Source organism: Enterocloster citroniae (assembly GCF_040545455.1).
Taxonomy (GTDB): domain Bacteria; phylum Bacillota; class Clostridia; order Lachnospirales; family Lachnospiraceae; genus Enterocloster; species Enterocloster citroniae.
Window position 1 is genome coordinate 1 of record NZ_JBEPLZ010000014.1, and the last position, 23,092, is coordinate 23,092.

General features: G+C 46.5%; 13 protein-coding genes. 4 read left to right on the top strand and 9 right to left on the bottom strand.

Annotated features, from left to right (window positions below):
- Positions 1-256: 256 nt before the first annotated feature.
- The 6 genes from ABID13_RS17345 to ABID13_RS17370 all read right to left on the bottom strand — a co-directional run bounded on the left by ABID13_RS17345 (position 257) and on the right by ABID13_RS17370 (position 1,437).
- Positions 257-460, bottom strand: a complete 204-nt coding sequence (locus tag ABID13_RS17345; RefSeq protein WP_048930956.1) for a hypothetical protein — start codon at positions 458-460, stop codon at positions 257-259.
- Complete coding sequence (locus tag ABID13_RS17350; RefSeq protein ID WP_048929275.1) at positions 444-632, bottom strand: hypothetical protein; 189 nt, start codon at positions 630-632, stop codon at positions 444-446. The genes ABID13_RS17345 and ABID13_RS17350 overlap by 17 nt, the downstream gene beginning before the upstream one ends.
- 13 nt (positions 633-645) lie before the next feature.
- Positions 646-780 (bottom strand): hypothetical protein, encoded by a 135-nt coding sequence (locus ABID13_RS17355; protein ID WP_276325551.1) that lies wholly within the window; start codon positions 778-780, stop codon positions 646-648.
- A complete protein-coding gene (locus tag ABID13_RS17360; RefSeq protein WP_195416364.1) occupies positions 764-940 on the bottom strand; it encodes a hypothetical protein in 177 nt (58 codons plus the stop codon). Before ABID13_RS17360 ends, ABID13_RS17355 begins: the two co-directional genes overlap by 17 nt.
- On the bottom strand, positions 930-1,142 hold the full coding sequence (locus tag ABID13_RS17365) for a transcriptional regulator (RefSeq protein WP_048930957.1): 213 nt from the start codon (positions 1,140-1,142) through the stop codon (positions 930-932). Before ABID13_RS17365 ends, ABID13_RS17360 begins: the two co-directional genes overlap by 11 nt.
- A gap of 88 nt (positions 1,143-1,230) precedes the next feature.
- Positions 1,231-1,437 (bottom strand): DNA-binding protein, encoded by a 207-nt coding sequence (locus ABID13_RS17370; RefSeq protein WP_048930958.1) that lies wholly within the window; start codon positions 1,435-1,437, stop codon positions 1,231-1,233.
- Between the two features lie 183 nt (positions 1,438-1,620).
- Between ABID13_RS17370 and ABID13_RS17375 the strand changes: the two genes are divergently transcribed.
- From ABID13_RS17375 to ABID13_RS17390, 4 genes are all read left to right on the top strand, one after another.
- Positions 1,621-1,956 (top strand): helix-turn-helix domain-containing protein, encoded by a 336-nt coding sequence (locus ABID13_RS17375; protein ID WP_048930959.1) that lies wholly within the window; start codon positions 1,621-1,623, stop codon positions 1,954-1,956.
- A gap of 5 nt (positions 1,957-1,961) precedes the next feature.
- Positions 1,962-2,666, top strand: a complete 705-nt coding sequence (locus tag ABID13_RS17380) for an ImmA/IrrE family metallo-endopeptidase (protein ID WP_082173992.1) — start codon at positions 1,962-1,964, stop codon at positions 2,664-2,666.
- 28 nt (positions 2,667-2,694) lie between these two features.
- Positions 2,695-3,435 carry an SHOCT domain-containing protein gene (locus ABID13_RS17385; protein ID WP_048930961.1) on the top strand — a complete coding sequence of 247 codons (741 nt, stop codon included), beginning with the start codon at positions 2,695-2,697 and terminating at the stop codon, positions 3,433-3,435.
- Between the two features lie 169 nt (positions 3,436-3,604).
- Positions 3,605-4,660 (top strand): site-specific integrase, encoded by a 1,056-nt coding sequence (locus tag ABID13_RS17390; RefSeq protein ID WP_048930962.1) that lies wholly within the window; start codon positions 3,605-3,607, stop codon positions 4,658-4,660.
- Positions 4,661-4,775: 115 nt separating this feature from the next.
- Here the strand turns inward: ABID13_RS17390 and ABID13_RS17395 are convergent, their stop codons facing one another.
- The 3 genes from ABID13_RS17395 to ABID13_RS17405 all read right to left on the bottom strand — a co-directional run bounded on the left by ABID13_RS17395 (position 4,776) and on the right by ABID13_RS17405 (position 22,434).
- Positions 4,776-6,137, bottom strand: coding sequence for an MATE family efflux transporter (locus ABID13_RS17395; RefSeq protein WP_085952487.1), 1,362 nt, complete (start codon positions 6,135-6,137; stop codon positions 4,776-4,778).
- 97 nt (positions 6,138-6,234) lie between these two features.
- Entirely contained in the window at positions 6,235-18,471 is a 12,237-nt protein-coding gene (locus tag ABID13_RS17400) for a SpaA isopeptide-forming pilin-related protein (RefSeq protein ID WP_048930963.1), read from the bottom strand.
- Positions 18,472-18,606: 135 nt separating this feature from the next.
- On the bottom strand, positions 18,607-22,434 hold the full coding sequence (locus ABID13_RS17405) for an InlB B-repeat-containing protein (RefSeq protein WP_242849305.1): 3,828 nt from the start codon (positions 22,432-22,434) through the stop codon (positions 18,607-18,609).
- Positions 22,435-23,092: the final 658 nt, after the last annotated feature.

Below are 23,092 nucleotides of genomic sequence, written 5' to 3' on the forward strand. Positions count from 1 at the left end.
CCATCTTCATCCTCCCTCATAAGTGTTCCAACTATATAGATAACTGCCTTTTCCAGTTCCTCCCTGGCAGGGCTGCCTATCTTCAAATTGCATTGCCGATCACGGAGATATGATACCATTGCTGTACCATCAATCGTCTTGTGTTCCAGTTTCATGTTTCACCTCCCCGGAATGCTTTCTGGCCCATTCTCTGTCCTTGTTACGGCACTTATCACACTCTCTCCACTGTTCAGGATCAAGAAAACGGCCACAGGAATCACAACGGTATGGATGCATCATTACCTGCCTCCTGCTGTTCTTTCTTTTTTACCCCAAGAATGCTGAATATGACATTATCATCTGTGTACTTAGCGGAATTGACGTACTCCTGTACTGCATTGATTTTTTCTACCGCCATCTGACCTTTAATGAACAGGTCCATAGGTACATTATTCATTTGGATATTAGATAAATTTGCCATCTTTACAATCCCCTTTCACTTGTGCTATGATATCTATAGTGTTATTTTCCATCTGGCCGACCGGAGTTCGCTGCTCCCTCGGCCTTTTTCTTGCCTTTCCGTTACCCCATCCATAAGGATTGATACCCAGCGATATAGCTGCACGGATGGTTCCGTTCATACGTCTGCTCATTGCTCTCCTCCCTTCACCACGCCCCCAATATCCACATCATGATCACTGCCGCAGCCACCACCATCCCAAACATCCAGAAGGATGCTATGATGATCCATCTCGCTGCTGTCATCAGGGGAGGTTCCTCCTCGTCACGCCTCTGTCTCATACACCTGTCCTCCCTCGTAGATCACGCGGATCTTGTCTCCGCTTACATCAGTTACTATGGCTTCATGCAATCCGGTGAAATTTACGCAGGCATCCAAGCCCGGGTAAACCGCCTCTAGGTACTGACGGATCCGGTGCTCTGCAAATGTCTTAGCCCTCATTGGCTGTCCCTCCCTTCTCCTCCGGTGGCATCTCTAGCCCTGTCCGCTCATAAAAATACTTCCTTGATATCATACCCGGCCGGGTTAGATAGCCTTTGCTTTCAAGCTCCTTATTCAACCTCTCAATAATCTTGTAAGAGTGACTTTTGGAATACGCCAACACTTCTGCCACATCATCAACGGTCATCATTGGTTTTACCATAAGTGGATCCTCCTTTCCTCATCTTTCCATTGACACGCATACGCGATAGTGGTATAGTCATTTTATCGAACGTATGTTTGTTTAGGCATTATTTTTCCCTCGTGAATAGATAATCTAAGTCGTACTTTGGAAACAGGACATTACGGATTGCTACTGCATCCTCGTGATAGAAACCTTTTTTGGTTTCACCATTTACCGTATCACTTACAGTTTGGTATCTACACCCAAGCAAGCTTCCTATCTGAGCAAATGTAACGCCTTCGTCCTTCATAGCCATCAAGAAATTTCTGTACATTTTTTTTCACCTCCTATTAATTCCGAATTCCGAATCGGATAAACCGATTATATTCTTAATTCAGTATTTTGTCAATGTAAAATATTCCCTTTGCCGAATTTATTCGGTAAAACGAATATTTTATATTTACAAAATTCTATTTTGGATATATAATGGGATTACTTAGAAAAAGAGGTCGTGATTATGGAAAAAGCAAAAATTTTAGAACGATTAATAAAAGAACAAGGCTATAGCCTTAAATCATTCGCATCAAAGTGCGGTCTCCCATATACCACGCTTTACGGGATAATGAAAAATGGTGTTGGTAAAGCAACTGTTGACAATGTAATGGCTATATGTCATGGACTTGGCATCACTATGGATGATTTAGAGAAAATGGCAAATGATAAAAAAATCATAAGGCCAGAACCTACTTATGCGGATGTTGAACGCCTTGTAGCTAGAAATGGTAAACAGATGTCTGCCGACCAAAAACTACGCCTAATCAAACTGTTGTCCGAAATAGACGATGAGGATTGATTTAATTGAATCACGATTTCATACTTAGCAAAGTTATTGAAACTTATGCTTATTGTGACTTTAAAAAGTTTCCATTTGATTGTTTTAAGGCAATTAAAATGTATGGATACCGAATTTTCACGTACAGTGAACTGAAGGAAAAGAGTCCGGAAGCTTATGAATTGTGCGTAGCCTGCTCTGACGAATCCTATAAGGATCCTTTTAGTAAGACGGTCGCATTCAACGAGCATATGCCGACTGATAGAATTACATTTTCAATGGCTCATGAATTAGGACATATTGTACTTGATCATCCATGTAAAACAGATTACTACGAAGCGGAAGCCAATTGTTTTGCCAGTTATCTGTTGGCTCCTAGAATGGCCATACATTACTGTAGATGCAAAAACTCATGGGAGGTTGAGCACCACTTTGGAATATCGTCAGATGCTGCGGATTGTGCCTTTGATGATTACCAAAAATGGCGCAGACGTGCAACCCATAAGATGTATCCTATTGATTGGATCGTTTACCAATATTTTTACCACCCAGAGTTTAAAAGGTTTATCTGCGGTGAAAATCAATGCCTCTATTGTGGACGGACTTTTTATAACCATCCGGGGGACTGCATTTGCCCTATATGTTATGCCAAGGTCAACCAGGAACCCTACGGATTGAGCAACTTGATTCTTTCTAAAAAACGCATAGGAAAAGCAATGACGGCATGTTAAAAAAATATATATCAAGAGAGGTTATATTATGGGAATCAAAGATCTGATGAAAAATGCCGCGGATGGCGCAACGGGTTTAGTGAAAAATGAATTAGCAAAGATGGATTCAGAAAGACAATTGGCTGTTCGGAGGCAAAGTCAAGTGAGTGCCTTTGTCACCATAAAAAATGGCCCTATCGGACTAAATGGACCCAATACTATCCGTCAGCGGCAGGAAGATGGCCTTGTATACTTTGGTACGGATGAGGCCAAACTTTATCAATTAATTGATTACTCTTGGGATGGTCCACTCTATGGCTCTGTATCAAATACTCAAACAACAGGAACCAATAATAGTCAAACAACAAAAAAAGGAAAAGCCGGGAAAATGACAGCAGGTGCTGTTGTTGGAACTTTCTTGTTGCCTGGAATTGGAACGGCTGTTGGCGCAGCAATTGGTGCCGGGGGCAAAGGAAAGTCTGCCACTCAAAGTACCATGTCTTCTAATTCTCGGCAGGTGACACAACAAGTTGAGCAAGCAGGGACTGCCGTATTAAAACTTCGCCGTATAAATGACGGAATGGTGTTCCCAATTTCCATAGCCTGTACTACTGAAATAGATGCCCAAATAAGATGTTTTCAGATCATACAAGAACCGTCCGTTGCTGAAGTATCCAAAAATACCGCGGATGCCCTTAAAGGTATTAAGGCACTTAAGGAATTATTAGATATGGGAGCTATATCAGAAGAAGAATTTGAATTCAAGAAAAAGCAGTTATTAAATTCATGATATGAAAAAGCCCCTGTGCTACCAACACAGAAGCTTTTCACATAGATTTCTCTTACCGGACGAATCCAGAAAGATATAATCAACAAACACACCTGAATTATATCATTCCTGGAGCGTCCTGGCAAGGGGCGTATTTTTTATACTCATTTTGAGATAGGAGGAATGATACATGCCATCATATTATGATGAGAACCAGAAGACCTGGTACTGCAAATTTTATTATACCGACTGGACAGGTCAGCGCAAACAGAAACTAAAACGTGGATTCCCACGCCAGCGTGACGCAAAGGACTGGGAGCGTAATTTCTTAGAAAAGCAGCAAGGAAGCCCGGATATGGCCTTTAAATCCCTTTGTGAGCTGTATCTGGAAGACTCTCGAAAGAACTGCAAACTTTCCAGCTACAAAATCAAAAAATCGCTCTGTGATACCCATATCCTCCCATATTTCAAGGATAAGCCTATCAACAAAATTCGTCCTGCCGATATACGAAAATGGCAGAATACTATTAAAGAATCCATCAGCAGCGAGGTACACCAGAAAAACATAAACCAACAGTTCTCCAGCATCATGAACTTTGCAGTCCGTTATTATGGCTTAAGAAAGAACCCTTGCAGCATCGCGGGATCCATAGGCAGACGCAAAGCCCGTAAAATGGATTTCTGGACATTAGACGAATTTAATCGGTTTATAGTCCAGGTGAATGATTTACCGCTCAAGATGGCCTATCTGGTACTGTTTTATGCGGGGCTGAGGCTCGGTGAACTACTTGCTCTTACCAGGAGTGACCTCAGCGTACCATCCAGAACACTTACAATAAGCAAAACCTATCACAGATATGATAAGGCTGATCTGATTACGTCACCAAAAACTGACAACAGCTATCGCACCATAACGCTTCCCCCTCTCCTGGTGGATGCCCTATCCGATTACATTGAACGTAATTATGATATGCAGCCTGGAGATCGTTTGTTTCCTCAAGTCACAGAATTTAAGCTACGCTATTGGAAGAAGGAAGCTTGCAACGCATCCGGTGTAAAGGTCATCCGTCTGCATGATATTCGACACAGCCATGTATCTTTGCTTATTGATATGGGTTTTTCCCCACATCTGATAGCGGAACGCATCGGAGACACTGTCCAGATGGTAAATGAAGTATACGGACACCTGTATCCGAACCGTCATGCAGAAGTTGCTAACAAATTGCAAGAAATAGTATCATTGTAGTATCACACAATCAAGTAACGGGCATAAATCCTAGTAAAATCAATACTCTCCAGTCCTTTTGCAATAAAATCCGACATTTTACAAGCAGATTTTTTTATTTCCGGCCGCCCTGGTTTTATGCAATATGACTGTCCCATTTCCTCATCATTCGTATGAAAACAGTAAAGAAAATGATCCCCTTTACAATGCTGGAAATCGTCAGCGCCCACCAGATCCCATTCAGCCCCATGGCTGTACCGCCCAGAAGTATGGCCAGCGGAATACGGGCAGCGGTAAAGATAATGGTTATGACGGATGCCTCCATGGTCTTTCCCATACCGGACATGGCGCCAACAGTCATCAGCTCCACACACATGAACATTTCCGAAAATCCGATAATGCGCAGATAATCCGCTCCCGCAGGAATCACTTCCGCTTCATGGATAAACAGGCTGAAGATTGGTACAGCACCCAAAATCAGCAGACAGGTGGTAAAGATGCCCCAGACAAACATGATGCCTGCGGCTGTCATATATCCCTTTTTCACCCGCTTTAGGTTTCCTGCCCCATAGTTCTGCCCCACAAACGCATTGATGGCAGACCCGAAGCCGTCTGCCGTCATCCATGAAATGGACTCAATCTGCCCTCCTACCCTCTGGACGGCTACCGCAGTATCCCCCCAGGAAGTGACAAAGCGGGTCAGGACCATGGAAATGCCGCAGTACAGCATACTCTGGACCGAGGAAGGAAATCCGATCCTTATCATGGTTTTAATATTGGAAAGGGGAGTGGGGTTCCATATGCGCATCTGGGCTGCCAGCACCGGATCCCTTCTCATGGCCAGGACAAGCACCAGGGCCACAATAAACTGGGCGGAAACCGTTGCTATGGCAGCGCCAGCCACTCCCAAGCCAGGGACGGGTCCCAGGCCAAAAATCAGAAGCGGATCCAGCACTATGTTGGCTCCCATTCCAATGCAGTTTGCAATAAATGGCGTCCTGCTGTTGCCGGATGCCGTATACAGTCCGGTCAAGGTCTGCCCGATAAAAGCAAACACAATAAGACCGCATGCGATCCTGAGATATAAAATTGCGTTCTCCACCACCATGGGTGAATTGAGATGGAAAAACCCGATCAGAGGACCGGCCAGCATATTGGTCAGCACCCCATATGCGATTGCCAGGCCCAATGCCAGCTGCAGAGCGCCTTTGCCGTACTGCACCGCTTCCGCAAGATTTCCCTCACCATGCGCATGGGCAGACTTTACCTGTCCCCCCATCCTGGCCAGCGTAACCACACCGGAGGACAGCCATGTATACATGGCGGCTGCCCCCACTGCCGCAACTGCATCGCTGCCCACCATACCGATCCAGGCCATATCCGTCAGGTTATAGGCTGTCTGCACCAGGGACGTGGCCATTATGGGGAGTGCCAGCCCGGTCAGGGATCTGAGGATCTTTCCATGTAATAAATCAATATTCTTCTTCACAAATTTCACCTGTCACTTTAATATTAGCATGCCATATATAATTCTCATTGGATATAAAACTTCTATTACTATACTATCTTTCGACTTTATATGCAATATGGAAGACTCATGTCTTTAAGTGATCTGGTGACCGGCTTTCATCCACCTGGAAGACAGCCTGGAGGATCAGACGCTGATTTCCGTTCACACAGGTGGACAGTGTGATGACCCGGTCTTCCCCTCCCGGAATCACACCTGTATCATAGATGGAGGCCTGCCGCATTTCCTCTAAATACTCTGTCCATTCCTCTTTCAGAAGGTTTGTCCTGTAGGCGCCCGCATCATTTTCACTGCGGATCTGGCAGGAAAAGACGGGGCACTCCCTCCATCTGCCATAATAAAATATTCTGATAAAAGGGTTTTGCTGAAAAAATGATTTGTCCCTATATTGTTTTAATCCTGCAAACATGGACCCATCCTTCATGTTATGGCCGTAGAGGATGGTATGATTTGCCGTCAAAGGGACTGTGGTGCTGTCCGCGAAAATGCTGCCCGCTATATGCTCCTCCCGGTTAAACTGATGAGTCAGGTAATACTGGTTATTCTCATGCTGTACCACCGGATATCCAATTGCGGTTCCAGGAATGGAGAGCCAGAATCGATAGTCCGGATTAATCCTGAGCAAAGCAGGCTCATCAATGTCAGGCACAGCCTCCTGCGCCTCTCCCTGAATTTCCTCTCGTACCTTCTCCTGTGTCACCCTCTGCATCTCCTTTGGCATTGCTTCACAGCCCTTTTCGTTTTTATATGCGATCCGGCGCACGGATTCATAATAATCCCTTCCGTTGGCGTATACTGCCATGGTTTTTGCAAGCCATCCTCCACTGATGATAAAACCTGCCAGAAACAGAGCCGGTACTGCCCCTGAAATGCGGCCGGCCCCTGTTTTCATCTTAAAAGCCGCTGCAGAGGCAGTAAGCACAACAAGAGCGAGAAGCGCAGAATATTCTTTTATTTTCCCGGAACCGGATGCTTCACGGTCACCGCCTGCCCATAAAACTCCGGTCCGGCCCTCATTGTTTTCCTGCTGCCTGATATCATTATGATCAAGAAACACACTTCGGTTTACCTCTCCGCTATATGAAGCATTGCAGTCTGCTACCAGCTTTCTTCCCCTGACAGTCAAATCCCTGTACATCACTCCATTCTTTTCATATGGTTCTCCTTTCCACCGGATCCGGTCAATCTTATATGATTCCTCCGGCAATCCGGCCTGGGATAGAAGGATTTTTTCATATTCTGCAAGCAGATTCCCATATTCATTTCCTGGCGGGTCATCGCTCTCTGGTCCGGCCCCTAGGAATCCATCATCCAGCAGTACATCCCCCATCAGTACATCCCCCATCAGATAACCATCCGCCCCATAATCCGTCACCGTCACATCCAGGTAAAGGTCTTCCACCCAGCGCTCATTGGAAAAATGGCATTCTGCCAGGGGAAGCAGAACCTTTTTTCCTATCCCCGTCTGTGCATCATAGGCCCATATCCAGGCAGCCTGGGGCACGGGGTCTTTTCCCTCCATTCCGTCATATATGATCTCACCCGAAACATAGATGGTTTCCTTTCCGTCATGGCCTATCCCTCCATTATCGTTCTTGGGGGCAGCCATGACCATACTTGGAAATACGGCTGCAATCGTAATTAAAAACAGGATAACCACTGCTGCTTTTTTCTTAATGGTCCATTTTCTTATTCCATCCCTTCTTATGCTGAAAATGAATCCGGCCATACACAGAACAGCTGTAACCGACACGGCCAGGACCGGCAGATCATCCCCTGTCTGGATCTTATGCTTGAATCCTGTGCCGAAATGAAACGTACCTTTTCCAAATCTCTGGTCCACCTTATATACGGCTGTGATCCTGCCGATCCGTTTCTGGGGAAGCTCCTTTTTCCAGTTGTAAACAGTTGTATTTCCCCTTATATCCCCATTCTCCTCCACAGTAAATTCATATACCGTATCATCCACCGCATATTCCTGGGGCGGAGTGATCTCCTGGATGGTATATGTGCCTGGGAGATCCGGCCGGAATAGAAGTGTTCCGTCCTCTCCTGTCTCTCCTTCATACACGGATTCCATTGGCACATGCGCCCGTTTCATGCACAGCCGGGCACCGCTAAGGGGCTGTCCCGTAGTTCCGTCCAGTTTTGTGATGACCACCTTCATTTCCTGATTTATGATCTCATATATCCCACGGATAATGTCCGGACCGCTGACCGTAAAACTGTAAATGTCCTGGTTCAGGGCATAACCTGCAGGAGCCTTTGTTTCCTTAAAGGTATAGGTTCCGTCTTTTGGTTTCTTAATCCGTACTCTCCCCGTATCATCGCTGACTGAGGTTCCTATTACATTTCCCCGTTGGTCATAAAAGGTAAATTCAGCTCCCTTAAGAGCCGCTCCAAGGGCATTTACTTTTTTAAAGAGAATGTATTCAGTCACCAGGCCAGGCTTCTCCCCGCCGCCGGAGGAGGAGGCGGCCCTGTTTTCAAAGCGGAATACCTGTACGGACTGATGGCTGTCTTCCACTGTGATCTCCTGATCCTGCGCCTTTTTGTAGCCGGATGGCGCCTGCACCTCGTGAATCCTGTAAATCCCCGGATCCAGCCCATAAAATATCTGGCCGCTTTCTTCCTCCGAGGTCCACTCCCTGATTATCCGGTCATTCTCGGTTTGGATCAGCTGAAGCCTGGCTCCTGCCAGCAGAGTGTCCGTTCCTGCTTTTGTCTTTTGGACTTCTACAATGGTCGAATAGTTGCGCATGATCAGCCGCGGGACCTCCTCCAACCCATCTGTAACCGTAAATTCAATAGGCTTTGCCAGAAGTTTAAATCCGTCCGCAGCCTTTATCTCTATAAGGCGGTATTTTCCTGCAGACAGGTTCTTCGTGCAATGGCCCTGCTTGCCGGTTATCCATTCATCCACCGGTATCCAGGTAAAACTCTCTGTATTCCCTGTTTCTTCCCTGTTTTCATCTGCCCACTGTTCAATCCGCAGCGTAACTCCTGCCAGCAGTTCCCCGGTATCCCCGAGCAGTTTTTCAGTGATCACCCGATTGGAATCATTGGTAGGATTGTATTCTGCTATGATCAGGTCTGTCAGTTCATTTTTGTATTCAAACTGGAATTCATATGGTTTCAAGGTCATCATATGGCCTTCTGCTGCTTTTATTTCTTCGCATACATATGTATAGGACTGGAAATTTCCATTGGGATCCATGGTTCCAATCGGCTGGGGTGCAAACTGCGCCGTCCCCATGGAATCTGTGGTTATCTTTTCACAAATTTGATTCAATGTCTTGTTCACCAGCTGGAACTGGGCCCCCTCCAGCTTTTGGCCGGGGTCGTCTGTATCGCTCTTGGTTATTTTAAGGATCCCATCCGGGATCTCATCTGTCATTTCCACTTTTTGCAGGACTTTGGTGTCCACAATGGAAAATGGGATATCCACGGACTGCAGGAATCCATAGGGCGTTGTCACTTCCCTCAGGATATAATTCCCCTCGGGTATGTATTTTATAAGATGGGGTTTTAAATCTCCGGGCTTAAATCCGTCCGGGATAGCTCCACATTCCTGGTCCTCCACCCCATACCTGCCATCCAGGCCGCTGATCCATTCCACTGTGACGTCCTCATATCCTCCATCCTCAGCAGGCTGATGAATCACCAGGGGAGATCCGGCCGGATTTCCCTCTCCATCCGCCTGGTAAATGGCAAGACTTGCCCCGTTCACCTCTTTGCCTCCGGTTATGTGTACCTTTGAAACTTCAAGCGTCAGTGGAATGTCACCCATTTCCCCGTACTGGATTTCTTCTAAATGTCCTTTTTCCTCCACGGTCATTAGGACCGGATCTGATGTGGCATATCCTTTTGGGGTTGCTGACTCTGTCAGTACATAGGCACCGGGAGGCAGATATTCCAGACGAGTGGTTCCATGTTCCGTATAATAACAGCGGCCCTGGAAGGTGCCCGGGATGTGTCTGAACTCATAATCATATTTCATGATAGGATGGCTTCCGCCTGCGTCAGACACCACCCGCCCGGTTGCGGCCACCTCCTGCCCGTCCTTGTAGGTCGCTGCGCGGAAGGTGAATATCCTGCCGTCCTCATCGTACTGCGGGATTCCATCCAAAACAGAGGGCTGTCCATGCTCGTCCAGCTTTGCATGGTACAAGGTCAGCCATGCCTCACTGTCCTCATAGATCACATCACTGTTTTCCGTATCATACTTACGTATTTCAATGGAAGTAAAATCATCCTCCATCTCAAAGCTCTGTACATTCCCGGTTTCCTCTATATCAATATTGACTGATGCTGACCGGACATATCCCTGTTCGTACGGACAGATTGTTTCCTCCAGCACATATGATCCTGTGGGAATATGGTCGATCCAATGGGGCTGTACAGACGGGATCGGCTGTCCTTGGGGATCCAGCTTGATATTCCCGTCATCACCATACTGGTATCCGCTGATCCAGGCTGCATATACGCTGCCCTTTTTGTAGATCCCATCCTCCCCCTTCACCGGATTCCCGCTGCTGTCCAGCTTGGCCTGATATAATGTCATGGATGCGCCCTGGATTTCTTTTTGAGTCCGCACATCTATTTTGGCAAATGCAGTTTTAGTGAATTCATTCTGCATAAAATACGTTTGGACCTCCTCCGTGTCCCGGAGTATGATCCCCATATGCCTTGCCTGGATATAACCCTGGCTGTAGGGCACTGTTTCCTCCTGTAGGATATATGCGCCAAAAGGAAGACGGGTAATGGAATGCACGGCCCCCTGCCCTTCCGGGACTCCGTGGGGGTCTGTGCTTTCATCCGTCACCCAGGCTTCATCCTTTGTCACCACCGCTCCGTCAACATAATAGATGGGCAGGGCATTTTCATCATCCTTGTCCGTCTTATTCTCATAAATGGTCTGACCCGTACCGTCATCCAGCACCTGAATGGATCTTATCAGTTCCTTGTCCCCCTGACTGTCCACGGTATAGGCAAGGATACGTCCGTAATCATCATATACATATGCCATGCCTGTTCCTGCATCCGCATAACACAGTGGATTGCCCCGCTTATCCAGGACCAGCAGTTCACCGGTATCCGGGTCTTTCCGGGTATCCACAGTATCCAGGTCGTAAAAATATAAATGGACCGGTTCATTTTCCACCCAAACAGCATCCCATACATCCAGTGCCGCCTGACCGCTGTCCTGACCTGTGACACGAATCTCCTTATGGGTTCCTGTATTGGTGTCCGTGATCTTTCTTACTTTCCCCTTCTCCCACAATACAGTGACGCCTTTGTATGTATGTTCCCCTGTCCGCTCAAGCTCCGCCGCTTTATATAAGGACAACCTGGCCCCGGATACCGGTATATCAAACCGGATTCCTTTGCCGGTAAAAGTCCCATCCCATTCATAGAGCAGTTTTACCCCCTTCATAGCCTTCAGGGATTTTTCACTCCCCTCAACTATATGCTCAGAGTATACGTCCAGGGCTTTGGTTACATTGCCGTACCAATCCATTTTCTCAGGATCATAGGTGATGTCCCTTACATCTCCCCGCTCCTCCAGCTTTTCCTTTCGTCCGCGGACTTTATACGTCAGCAGGTCTCCGGTATCGTTCACCGTGATATCTCCATCAAATCCTCCGCTGGATTCTGTTATCCCCTGATTATCTGTCCTTTGAAGTCCGTTCTGGTTGCCTGTCATGGAATCACCGTCCTCCACTTTGCGTATCTCAATTCTGGAAGGATAATCCTGCACGTTTATCCGGCTCACTGTTTCAGTCCGGAACATATCACTTTCCCCTGGTACAGGAACAGCGTATTGATACCTTACAGCAGGTTCCGGTTCCCACCCTTTGGTGGTTCCGTCCGTATTTCTCTGCTCGCTGTAGTAGATCACATCATCCCCATAAATCTCAAATGCCACCGGACGGCTTTTCGTATATCCTTCCGGCGCCTGGATCTCCACCAGGACATACGCGCCTGCGCCCAATGGTTTATATGTTACAATGTATCCCACCGGTACTTTTTGTGCCTGTCCATCTATGGTCACTTCCCGGACAGTGGAATATGCCCTAAAGATCCCGGTCTCATTTCCCTCCCTATCCTCCTGCTTGACCAGCTGGGTTTCATCATACTGCGGGATCCCTTCCCGGTCCAGACGGATCGGCAGGTCGTCATTGTCAGCATTGCTCTGCCCCACTCTTGGATAAAGTATATGGTTTCCATCCGCATCTTTTACCGGATTTCCTTCCCAGTCAACCGCTTTTCCAAACAATACATCCCCGGTCCCGGCAACCGCGCCGGTCCCGTTCTTAGCCACATCACGTTTTGCCGCATACAGTTTAAACAAGGCCCCATCATGTATTATGTTTTCGCCTGTCTCCCCATCCAGCTTTTCAATCCGGATCCGGGTACGATAATATGTATCCTCAAAATCCTCCTGGGCAAATGCCACAAAGTTAAAATCCGATCCGCTGCCGGACGGTATGAGCGTCTCCACATCTCCCGTATCCGGATTTACACGGTCTGTGGCAGGCGCCAGCACGGTCCAGGGGACCAGCATGGGGGCAAACTTTCCGTCTATGGCAGTCTGCACTCCGGTCATAACGGATACGTGATCCCTTATCTCCGTCTGACCGCTCTCCGTCTCATATCCATGGTAGGCCACCTTGTCCAGCCAACCTGCATCCTCGCTCTGTGAGGTGTATCCAAGATAGTAGGCTTTCACAGATGCATTCTTTCCCTCCATATATTCCGGCTCATGAGGTTCCGCCTCGGTCAGGCTGTGCCCCGGGCGAATATCTTTATCCAGTCCATACTTGAATACCTCAAAGTCGCCATCCTGGCCATGTGCCTGAATGATATGTGATTCCTCGTTAAAGCGGATACTATACTTCCTGATCAGGTCCTCAGGGGTGTCCATAGAATTAAAACGGTAGTAGGGATCTCCTGTCTGGTAGTTCACCTCTGTTTCCCCTGTATTTTCATCCTGTCCCATATAGGGTACAAACGGCAATGTTATCTCCTTGGGATAGTCCTTATTAAAATGACGGTTTGCCAGTTCCTTCCCGGTATCAGAGGGCGTCTGCTCCGCTATGACATAGGTGCCGTACGCAAGCATGATGGAATGATTATAATAATCATCCTTCCCATTTTTGGTGTTGCACTGCAGGGTGGTCTTATCCCCATCCGCCCCGCCTCCCGGGTCTTTGTCCCAGGCAATTGCAAGACGGTCATCCAGCCCGATAAAAATATCCAGATAGTCTGCTGCCTGGGCCTCTGCCTTTTTAAGGGCCTTTTCGTACGCCTTATCACTGTTTAGGTCCGGTTCTGCTGCCAGGATCTCCTCTTTATATCCTTGGATGTCGTAATAGTCAATGGCAAACTGTTTTACTGCCTGTGCCGGGTATGTATCTCCTTTCTTCTGCCCGGCCCCATACATGGCGTCAAAAAACTTGGCGTAATGGTATGTTCCATCCTCTTTTGTCTCCAGGAGCCTGGTGCCGTGGCCATCTTTTGGAGGCAGATATATTTTCTGGACATCTCCCTTATATCCCTGGATCCCTATATCTTCTGAGACGATCTTTCCCCTTTCGTCCACGAAAATGTTCTCCAGATTGCTTTTAAGGTATGCCTTAAACTTAAACTGGTTCAGTACCTTGGCGCCCTGAGAGGCATTTCCATGGTTAAATAGTCCCAGAAGCACGGTGGCAGGATCATTGTGCAGGGAACCATATGTATTCACACCCTCATAGGATGCCTGGGATATATCCTTTGTGATCTTAATGGACTGTTTGATGGCGCGCTCCAGAACCTGCACCGGCCTCTCCCCCGTACCTCCGTCCTGAAAAGGCTGATTCTGCCCCGGGTAGGCCAGGGTCTGAGTCACCATATAGCTGCCCTCATCCATGGCCGGAACGGACACGCATACACTGACACCGGCCCCCGCCACGTCAGTCAGGTACTGGTTAAAAGGCATTTCCATACCTTCATAATCAATGGTTTTCCTGGTTGTCACTGCACGGTACGTGGTTTTTACCGCCAAACCGGTGTGGCTCCAATCAGTGTTGTTTTCCTCGTGGATCACATAGGTGCCGGAAGCTGTTTGATAATCGGCCCTGGTCGGAATCAGTTTTTCATATTCACAAACCTCCTCCCTGCCCTCATATGTTACGATCCGGTCCATCACCGGGATCGGGTTTCCCACGCGGTCCAGAAGCACTTCCCCTTTTTCATAAGTTTCATAAACCGGCTGGTAAACAGTCCGGATCAATGCGGTAAGATCATCCCCGTAGGTAACCGGTTCCCCAATTTCCCGCTTTTCGCGGACCGATACGGTTTTACTTTTTAAATTGTACTCCCCTTTGAGATATTCAATCCAGTATTCTACCTCATCGGCCGGCCCTCCCTCCAAATCCGCTGTCTTGCGGACATAAAGCTTCTGGGTGGAGGAATCATACACTGCCGGGTAGGGATCGCTTACGGCTGAGTAATTGTATAAAAGCCTGGCATAATAATCCCCGTTCTTCTGGTAGATGTACTCCACCTGTCCGCAGTCGTAAAAGCTATGGTCCGTATACCAATCCAACATCTCGGCGGCTGCCTGGGCATTGGTGGATCCCGCCAGCCGTATATCAGCCCATGCGGAAGTTCCAGGGGCAGTCTTATACCCCATCTGATCCAACATGGTATTGACCTGCTCAGACAGATAATTTTCATCTATTGTCTGTCCCCATTTGCTCATATCCTCCGGCGCCGCGCTGCCGCCGGGATAGGGGGCTGTCCGGAAACGGTAACAGAAGGTTTCCCCAAACGGTACGCCTTCCTCTGAATTACCGCCCGTTTCCTCTTTTATCATGGGATTGCCGTTTGCGTCTGTTTTATACTCCCCGCCCTTTGCTTTCTGATAGACAGGATTCCCATTCTCGTCCAATTTGGGCTGCAGGGAGCTTCCCGTGACCACCTTCACATTTTCTGTTTGTCTTTCAGTGTCAACTTTATAAAACTCCGTTCCCTGCGGATATCCGCTGACCAGGATATCAAAGCCATTTTCCGTCTTATAATTTTCTATGATAAAATCATTCCAGGAACCATCCGCATCCATATTATTATAGTCTGACAGTCCTCCTGCCACCCAGGCCTGTCCTGCTTCCCTTATTGTGGTGGTTCCTTCCTGGGTGCGGTTGCTTTCTGTCAGGGAAATGCCGCTCACCGACAACTCATATCCTTCGGACCGGCTCAGTTCCCTGATGTAGTAATTTCCCAAAAGAAGGGGCCGGCCGATCCACTGGTTTCCATTAACCGCTGCATTATCCGGGTATGTAATGGTTCCAAATCCCTCTGGCGAGGAAGTGATGGAAGAACCATTGTATAAACTCTCCTGGCCCGTGGCATTGTCAGGGGATTTTAAGTTCCCGTCCAAATCCAGGCTTGTTCCCGGCTTCTCCGTAAATACCAGGAATGAGGCATCGCCGTTCTTATCTGTTGCAGCTACTGCCACCAGGTCATTCAGGTTATATATGATATGGGATTTTCCATCCGGATGGATCAGGTCCTGGGCTGCGAACAGGCCGTATACAGCCCCCTCTAAGGTTCCATCCCCCTGGGCCAGGCCATAGCTTCCCTCCCCGTCAGTCCGGTACAATTCCAAATCCCGTTTATTGATATGAATACGCCCTTCTGTCCGGTGATTCCAGATCTTAAACACATACAGGATCTCTCCGGGGTTTCCATATCCGGAAGGATCCAAGGGGTCCAGGCTGTCGTCAATAAAGTCCGGCAGAAACGCTGTTATGCTGTTGTCTTCATTGTCTGTAAAAAAGGAGGCAAAGAAACGGATAATCCCGCTGCCTTCCCCAGGCTGTTCCTTTTGGTCTTCCCTAAAGGTGATGTCTGCTTCAAAAGATGGATGGATTGGATTTCTTGTGTATTCATATACTTCGTAGCCATCTGCTTCCTCATCTTTGTCAGCCGCCTGTGTCATATTGTCATTTTGTTTAGATGCATTACTTCCCGTGGCGTGGGGAGAAAAAAGGATGGTCCGATGGTGAGGCCTGGCAGAAGCTGTAATAGATGACATTAGATACGCAGAGGCCGCCTCAGGCTGACGGCCGTTATTTGGCTCGTCTTCCTGGCTTTCATTCGCTGAGCCATTGTCTGGCGGATCATTGGTTTCTGAATCATTGGTTTCTGGATCATTGGTTTCTGAGTTTTGTTTTTCGGAATCGCTGGTTTCAGGAGATCCAGTCTCGTCCTTTTCGCTTTCTGTACCATCGTGGTCAGGTCGGATGATCTCTGAATCCGCACTTCCTGATTCATTGTCTTCAGGATTTTTGATTCCGTCCTCTTCCATCCCTTTGTTATCGCTGCTGTCATTCTCAGACTCATGGTTGTCTGAACCTTCACTTTCAGTATCATCAGCTTCCATCCTTTCAGATTCAGAGGGCAGGGATTCCTGACTGATTTCTGCCGTGCTTTCCACAGGTGCCTTAATCTGTTTTTCCTCTTTTTCCTTTTTGATGCTGAGTATACTGCGCCGTTCATTTAATTCCAGATCATGTCCCTCCGGAAGAGGATACGTATATCCTTTCCGCATATTGATCTCTGACAGAACTGTATACACTGGATCAAACAGAGTTCCGATCACACTGCGGCTTTTATGATCTCCCGCTCTTGCGCTGCCTCCTGCCTGTGCTGATGCAAGTATTACACGCTCTATCTCTTTATCATCATTGTGTCTGCCATGGAGAATATAACCGGTGCGGGCTGTTTTTTCCTGCAGATGGTAACTGTATTCCAAATGAATAAAGTTTTCATATGTTATATCTCTGTCCTCTAACATGTTCTCCATAGCAGTTGTATCCTGACCATGATCATCTTCATCATCGTTCTGCACATGAAAATCACATGTGGCAATGCACAGTTCCTGTTCAGCCATCCACTGCCGGCGCAGCCGTTCATTTTCTTCATCACAACTGCATTCCTCTGCCTCTTCCGCTTCCCCTTCTCCTCCTTCACCTTCGTGATCACACTGGATCCAATCCGGCGCAGGATGCCCCATACAATACGTTTTATTGTAATGGTAGTACCTTGTGTCGCTGTGCCTGGCCTGTCCGTTGGTATCTGTAGTAATGGCACTGCAAATATACTCAGTGTGCGGCTCCGGGGACATACAATTCAGATAAACCTCACCCGTGATTCCCTCCGGTTCCCCTTCCTTGTATTCATCTTCATTAACCTGGGAAAAATCAAAGTCTTCCCAAACATTGAATGTAGTGCCCTCCAATGGTTGGTTGGTTTCAGCACAGTATTTTTCAAGGCTTATGTTGTAATCGCTTTGGAAGGTTTCTTTGTGGCGGTATAGTTCTAGTTGCCCGCTTTCAGATGCTCCTGGCTCTAAAGATACTATCTCAAACTGGATTACCGCTGGTATATGTTCATCCTCAAAGCGGCCAACTTGATACTGAAAGCCAGGCGGTGAGAATATCTCAGCATGATATTGAACATCTGTTCCCGGCAGTTCAGATGACCGTATAACGCCTTTTGGTTCTGCGGCACCATTATAATTAAATGTGATACTCCTCCCATCCCCATCTAAACTATATGACCAATCAGAATCAGGAAATACCCAACTTGCTTCTCGGATAACGGGATATGCGCTTATATCCAATGTAAGAAAATATCCCCCATTATTTAGTATCATCTTTTGCTGAGTCCCGTTCCAACTTGGTAAAACAGCAGATGAACTATATCTTTCCTCTTCAGAAATAACAAATTGCTTCATATCTTCATAGTATCTCATTACACCGCTGCCCAAAATTGGGACTAATTGTTGCATGGCCTGTTCCTGAGTATCCCAATCATCTGAATATCCCGCCATACATCCCCAAATATAAGTCTGTACAACAGCATACGGTATATTGGTTCGGTCTGTATAATAGAAGATCCAGTTATATGCACAGGTAACAGGCAAGAATTTATCAGCAGGACCAATTCCCGGTATTGTTTCTCCCTTTGAAACAATATATTTTTCGTAAGGAGCCGCGCTGCCATTAGGCATTCTCTTTCCCGGCTGAAGACAAAATGTTGGATTAGGCGGATCCGTACCTAATATTTGATAAAATCCCATTTCATTATGTTTTTGCCCAAATAAATATATGGTATGACCCTGAAAAATATTTTTCCTTCTTATTAAATTTACTGTATTCTCAGCGAATGAAGAATGATCCATAAACACGATTAATAACAATACAGCCAGAATAAGTGCTGTAGGGCGTTTGAATCTTTTTGGTGATCTCATGTTATTTTCCTCCGATAAAATAAAGCTATGGTTTCTGCCCTCTCAAGCAGCCCCATAGCTTTATATATTTATGCAACTATTTGTAACTGTTCAGGACATCCGAGTTTCCATATTAAATTTTCAAGGTACTTACATTTACATGTTCTTTTTAGAAAATGTTTGGAATAAATACCCTGAAATACAGAGTAGAAATAATAAGATAATCAGAAACTCCATCATTTGAATATAATAAATTGTATCCTTGTAATTCTGTTTAATTTGCTGATGCCAATCCGTCACTTCCTCCCCATTCTCCTGTTCCATGTCCACTGTCTCCTGCCTTTTTTTAATTAGTTCTTTCTGCACTTCATCTGTCTCTGTATGGATAATCAACTGATCTTCTTTTAATCGGTTTAATCCCATATAAACAGAACTGAGCAGACCCCTGGATTGTAAACTTGTTATTTCACCATCATTTTCACCTATCTCAAATAATGGCTTTAATACACTTCGTCCAACCAGTCTTCCTACGCTAAATCCTCCTGATCCTCCAGATGAATTTCCACGCATATACTTCATATCATCCTTGGTTCCTGGTAACTGATCCGGACCATTCATCCATAATTCATCATCTTCTGTCCCAAATATACCGTCTGGACCAGGCCGGACATTGGTTCCTTCCTGTTTCTCTTTATTATCATAACAATCATCCTCTGTTCCATATTGTCCATCCGGTCCGGGATGAATCAGCCGGTCATCCTCTGTTCCCGGCTTCCCATCCGGTCCATTCCAGTACACCTCATCATCCTCCGTACCAAATACTCCATCCAGGCCAGGACGCAGGTTCGTTCCCGGATAATCACAGCTGTTGTCCACCCAGTCGTCCTTTGTCCCCAGCTGGCCATCCAGGCCAGGATATATCAGCCGGTCATCCTCCGTTCCCGCTTCCCCATCCGGTCCATTCCAGTACACTTCATCATCTTTTGTACCAAATATCCCATCCATGCCAGGACGCAGGTTCGTTCCCGGATAATCACAGCTGTTGTCCACCCAGTCATCCTTTGTCCCGGATATTCCGTCTAAGCCGTTAAAAGCAAGAATATCATCCGCTGTTTCAAATTCATGATCCTGCCCCGGCCTTGTATTGGTTCCATCTTTATTGTCGCGATAATCATCCTTGGTCTGAAACGTTTTATCCGGACCGGAATATATCTTCAGCTCCTTTTCATCCATGTAATAATCATCTTCTGTTCCATATTGTCCGTCCTGCCCCGGATAAATTCTTTTGTCATCCCGTGTCCCGGCAAGGCCGTCTCTGCCATTTAGATAAAATGTATCATCCTCTGTATCCAGATCCCCATCAGGCCCGGGCCTTTGATTGGTGCCATTGCCAATATCGCGGTATATCAGGGTAAAGTATGCATATACCTGAAGATCCCCCGCAACCTGATATATATCTGTTTCCGCAACCTTCTTGAGATCGGATGGCCTTTGCTCCCCGAACATGATTCCTTCCTGATAAATATGACTGTATGGTTCTGCATACCACCCCAAAAACTTATAGGCTTCCATGGACGGCGTGGGCAGAATGCCGATGGCACTGTCATAGGTAACTGTCTTTTTCCTGCTCCCCCAAAAGGAATCCTGTGTATGAAATATAAGATCATACTGATTCGGTGACCACTGGGCATAATAGGTTGTGTCACTGCCTGGAACTGCGGTTTCCTCTGTAATCTTCTCGCCCCCGGTACGATCCGTGCCAAATCCAATCTGGGTATATCCCGGCCTTGTAAAAACAGGGAGTTCTCCTAAATTCAAGGTATACGAGAGAGCTTTTGTTATATTTTGAGTGCCGTCCAAACTGTCATGGTATGTAATATCATATTGATCAGGCTGCCATTGCGCATACAGCTGCAGATTGCCGGAATAGACAGGCGTCAAATTATTTACTGATTCCTTATCATAGTACACTGCTCCGCTTCCGTCCGGCTGCTCAGACCAATTTATAAAGCTGTGGTGATCCTTTTTAAAATTATTCGCCTTTAGGGGCTGAGTGATGTTGTAAACAAAGTCTTGGACTTCTGCCTTTTCTTCCCCATTGTTAGACAGGAATGTCACTGTATATGGATTATTTTTAACATCTGTTTTGGAATTGCACCCGTTCCGTACACATCTCTTGTAATAAGTCCCATCGTCCGCTCCGGTATAATAATTATTTTCCCATAAATGTCCCAATGCTGACGTTACCTGTGTCTCAGCAGTCCCGCAGCCTGCGCATGTTCTTTTCTTTAATCCCGTCTCAGTGCATGTGGCTGCCTTTACAATTGACCAGTCCCCATATGTATGCTGGCGTACCATTGTAAAGTAGTCTGTTTTCATAGGAATAGGGGACCAGGTACTCCCCTCAGAATCGCTGTCATAATAATATCCTCCGGCATTTACCTCTGATATGCTCCAGCTCCAGTGGGAACTGAGATTCATCTTAGAACCGGCATACCAATATGCATTCTCATCAATAGGGGCATAGACCCATTTATGGCCTTCTGCCCAGGTCTCGTGGTAATATTGCAGATTGGTCCAGGCTTTATCTGCTTTGTAAAAAATGATCACCTTGTGTTTGCTATTACTTGCCCCCAGGTAATCATTGATCGCCACCTGATTGCCATATTTCTTCGCCAGACCGCAGTCAATGATCAGCCGTCCGCCGTTGGGTATGTCGGAAGCCGTAAATATCGTAACATTACTGCTCCCTGCCAATGTTTTTTCAACTGCCGTCACATCCGCTCCACGGCTGAGGGACAACGGCATAATGCCAGGATCCGGATACTTATAATTCAATGCATTGCCAAGCACCTTCCCCTGCTCATCGCACCGATACCAGCATGGGTCAAGGTCCGCTTCATCTATCTCACTGTTGACAATGGTACCATAAAGATAATAGCTGTCAGAATCCGATCCCTCCTGTACATTTCCATAAATATGCAGAAAATCATACCTGGTATTATCATAATTAGACCCGGACAAAACTTCTGAACCAATTCTTCCATTTTGTTGTACTTCTATATTCTCTCCATATAGAAATGTCTGCAGTTCACTGTCTGTGATCCCCGCACTTTTGTAACGGTAGGGTGCCAGTACCATATCCTCACTCTGTATATCAACAGCCCGGGAATCCGAGAGATTTCCCTTCTCATCACAGGCATACCAGCCCATAATGCCTGAGGAGACTGTGTATATCCGGTATTGGGGACATCCGGTACGGTCCACAAAAAAGTAAAGATCCACTGTCCCGCGGCTGCCTTTTATATACCATGACGGCACTTGGGACGGCTTCAGCATGTTTACTTTGTCTATTATCACTCCTGACTCCGTACATTCCAGCCACTTGTCTTCCATCTCTGCATTAACAGCACGGCCATATATAAAATATCGGACAGGCGAATTATGTTTTAGCAGATCCTCCCCCAGCCACCACACATCATAAAAAGTGCCGTCATAGTTTTCCCCCAGTTCCGAATCCACGACTTCAAAGTCCATGGAGTTGACAATATGATCATCCACCCCATAAAGTTGGCAGGAAAGCTCACATGTTATATCAATACCCACCTCTGCGCTCTCCCACCGCAAAGGAGCCAGCACCCAGTCCTCCCACAACAGATCGATCCACTGGCTTTCATTTGTAACCCTTCCCCTTTCATCACATTCGTACCACTCTGCATCTGTTTCCTCGTCATAATATCCATAGATTCTGTGCTGGATATTTCCATACCTGTCTTCAAATTCATAGTGGGTCCTTCCCCCCAGTAAACGCCCTTTTATTTTCGTATACCAACTGGGCACATCCTCAGGTTCTGCAGACTCAAAATCAATTTCCACCACCGGCGTTCCCATCCGAACCTGCGGTTCGGATGGAGTTGCTTCTGACGGGCTGGCTTCTGACGGGCTGGCCTCAGATGGACTGGATTTTGACACATTTTCCCTCACCTTCCTCAATGCACCACCCCCTGTCCCATCTGAAATCAGACTTCCGGCATAAACAATTGAGTTGGTCAACATTGCCGTCATTAATACAATCATCCCTAATCCTTTTAATTGCATATTCGCTCTCCCCAATCTCCCTTACATTCTTACAAGAAATCATCTGCTTCCCGAACCATTACAGCCTTTAAAACCACCTCCATTTCAGTTATGCCATATATAAAATAAATGTAACTGACAGGACATCCGATGTGAAAACGGATGATACCGTACTCATTAACATACTAAAAATGATTGGATAAAATTTAACACATGGAGTTAGACACATAAACTTAGACACATAAACTTAGATGCATAAACTTAGATACACAGAGAAAGATTAACAAAGTAAACTATATGACATAAAATACACGGAATTAAATCTTCAACCCAATCATTATAACCTAATCAAAATTTAATACGTGAAAACCGGCCGATTCGGCCAATCAACCAGAACAAACCTGTTCTGAAGAAGCTGACACAGAGAACTCTGTGAGATTGAATATAGAATAGCACATATGTAATTGACAAGTCAAGACCTGTTAAAACTTTTCCTTTCCACAACATCCTCCATCCCCTTTCCCATAGCACAAAAAACCGGTACACAGGCGCCTTCGCAGCACCC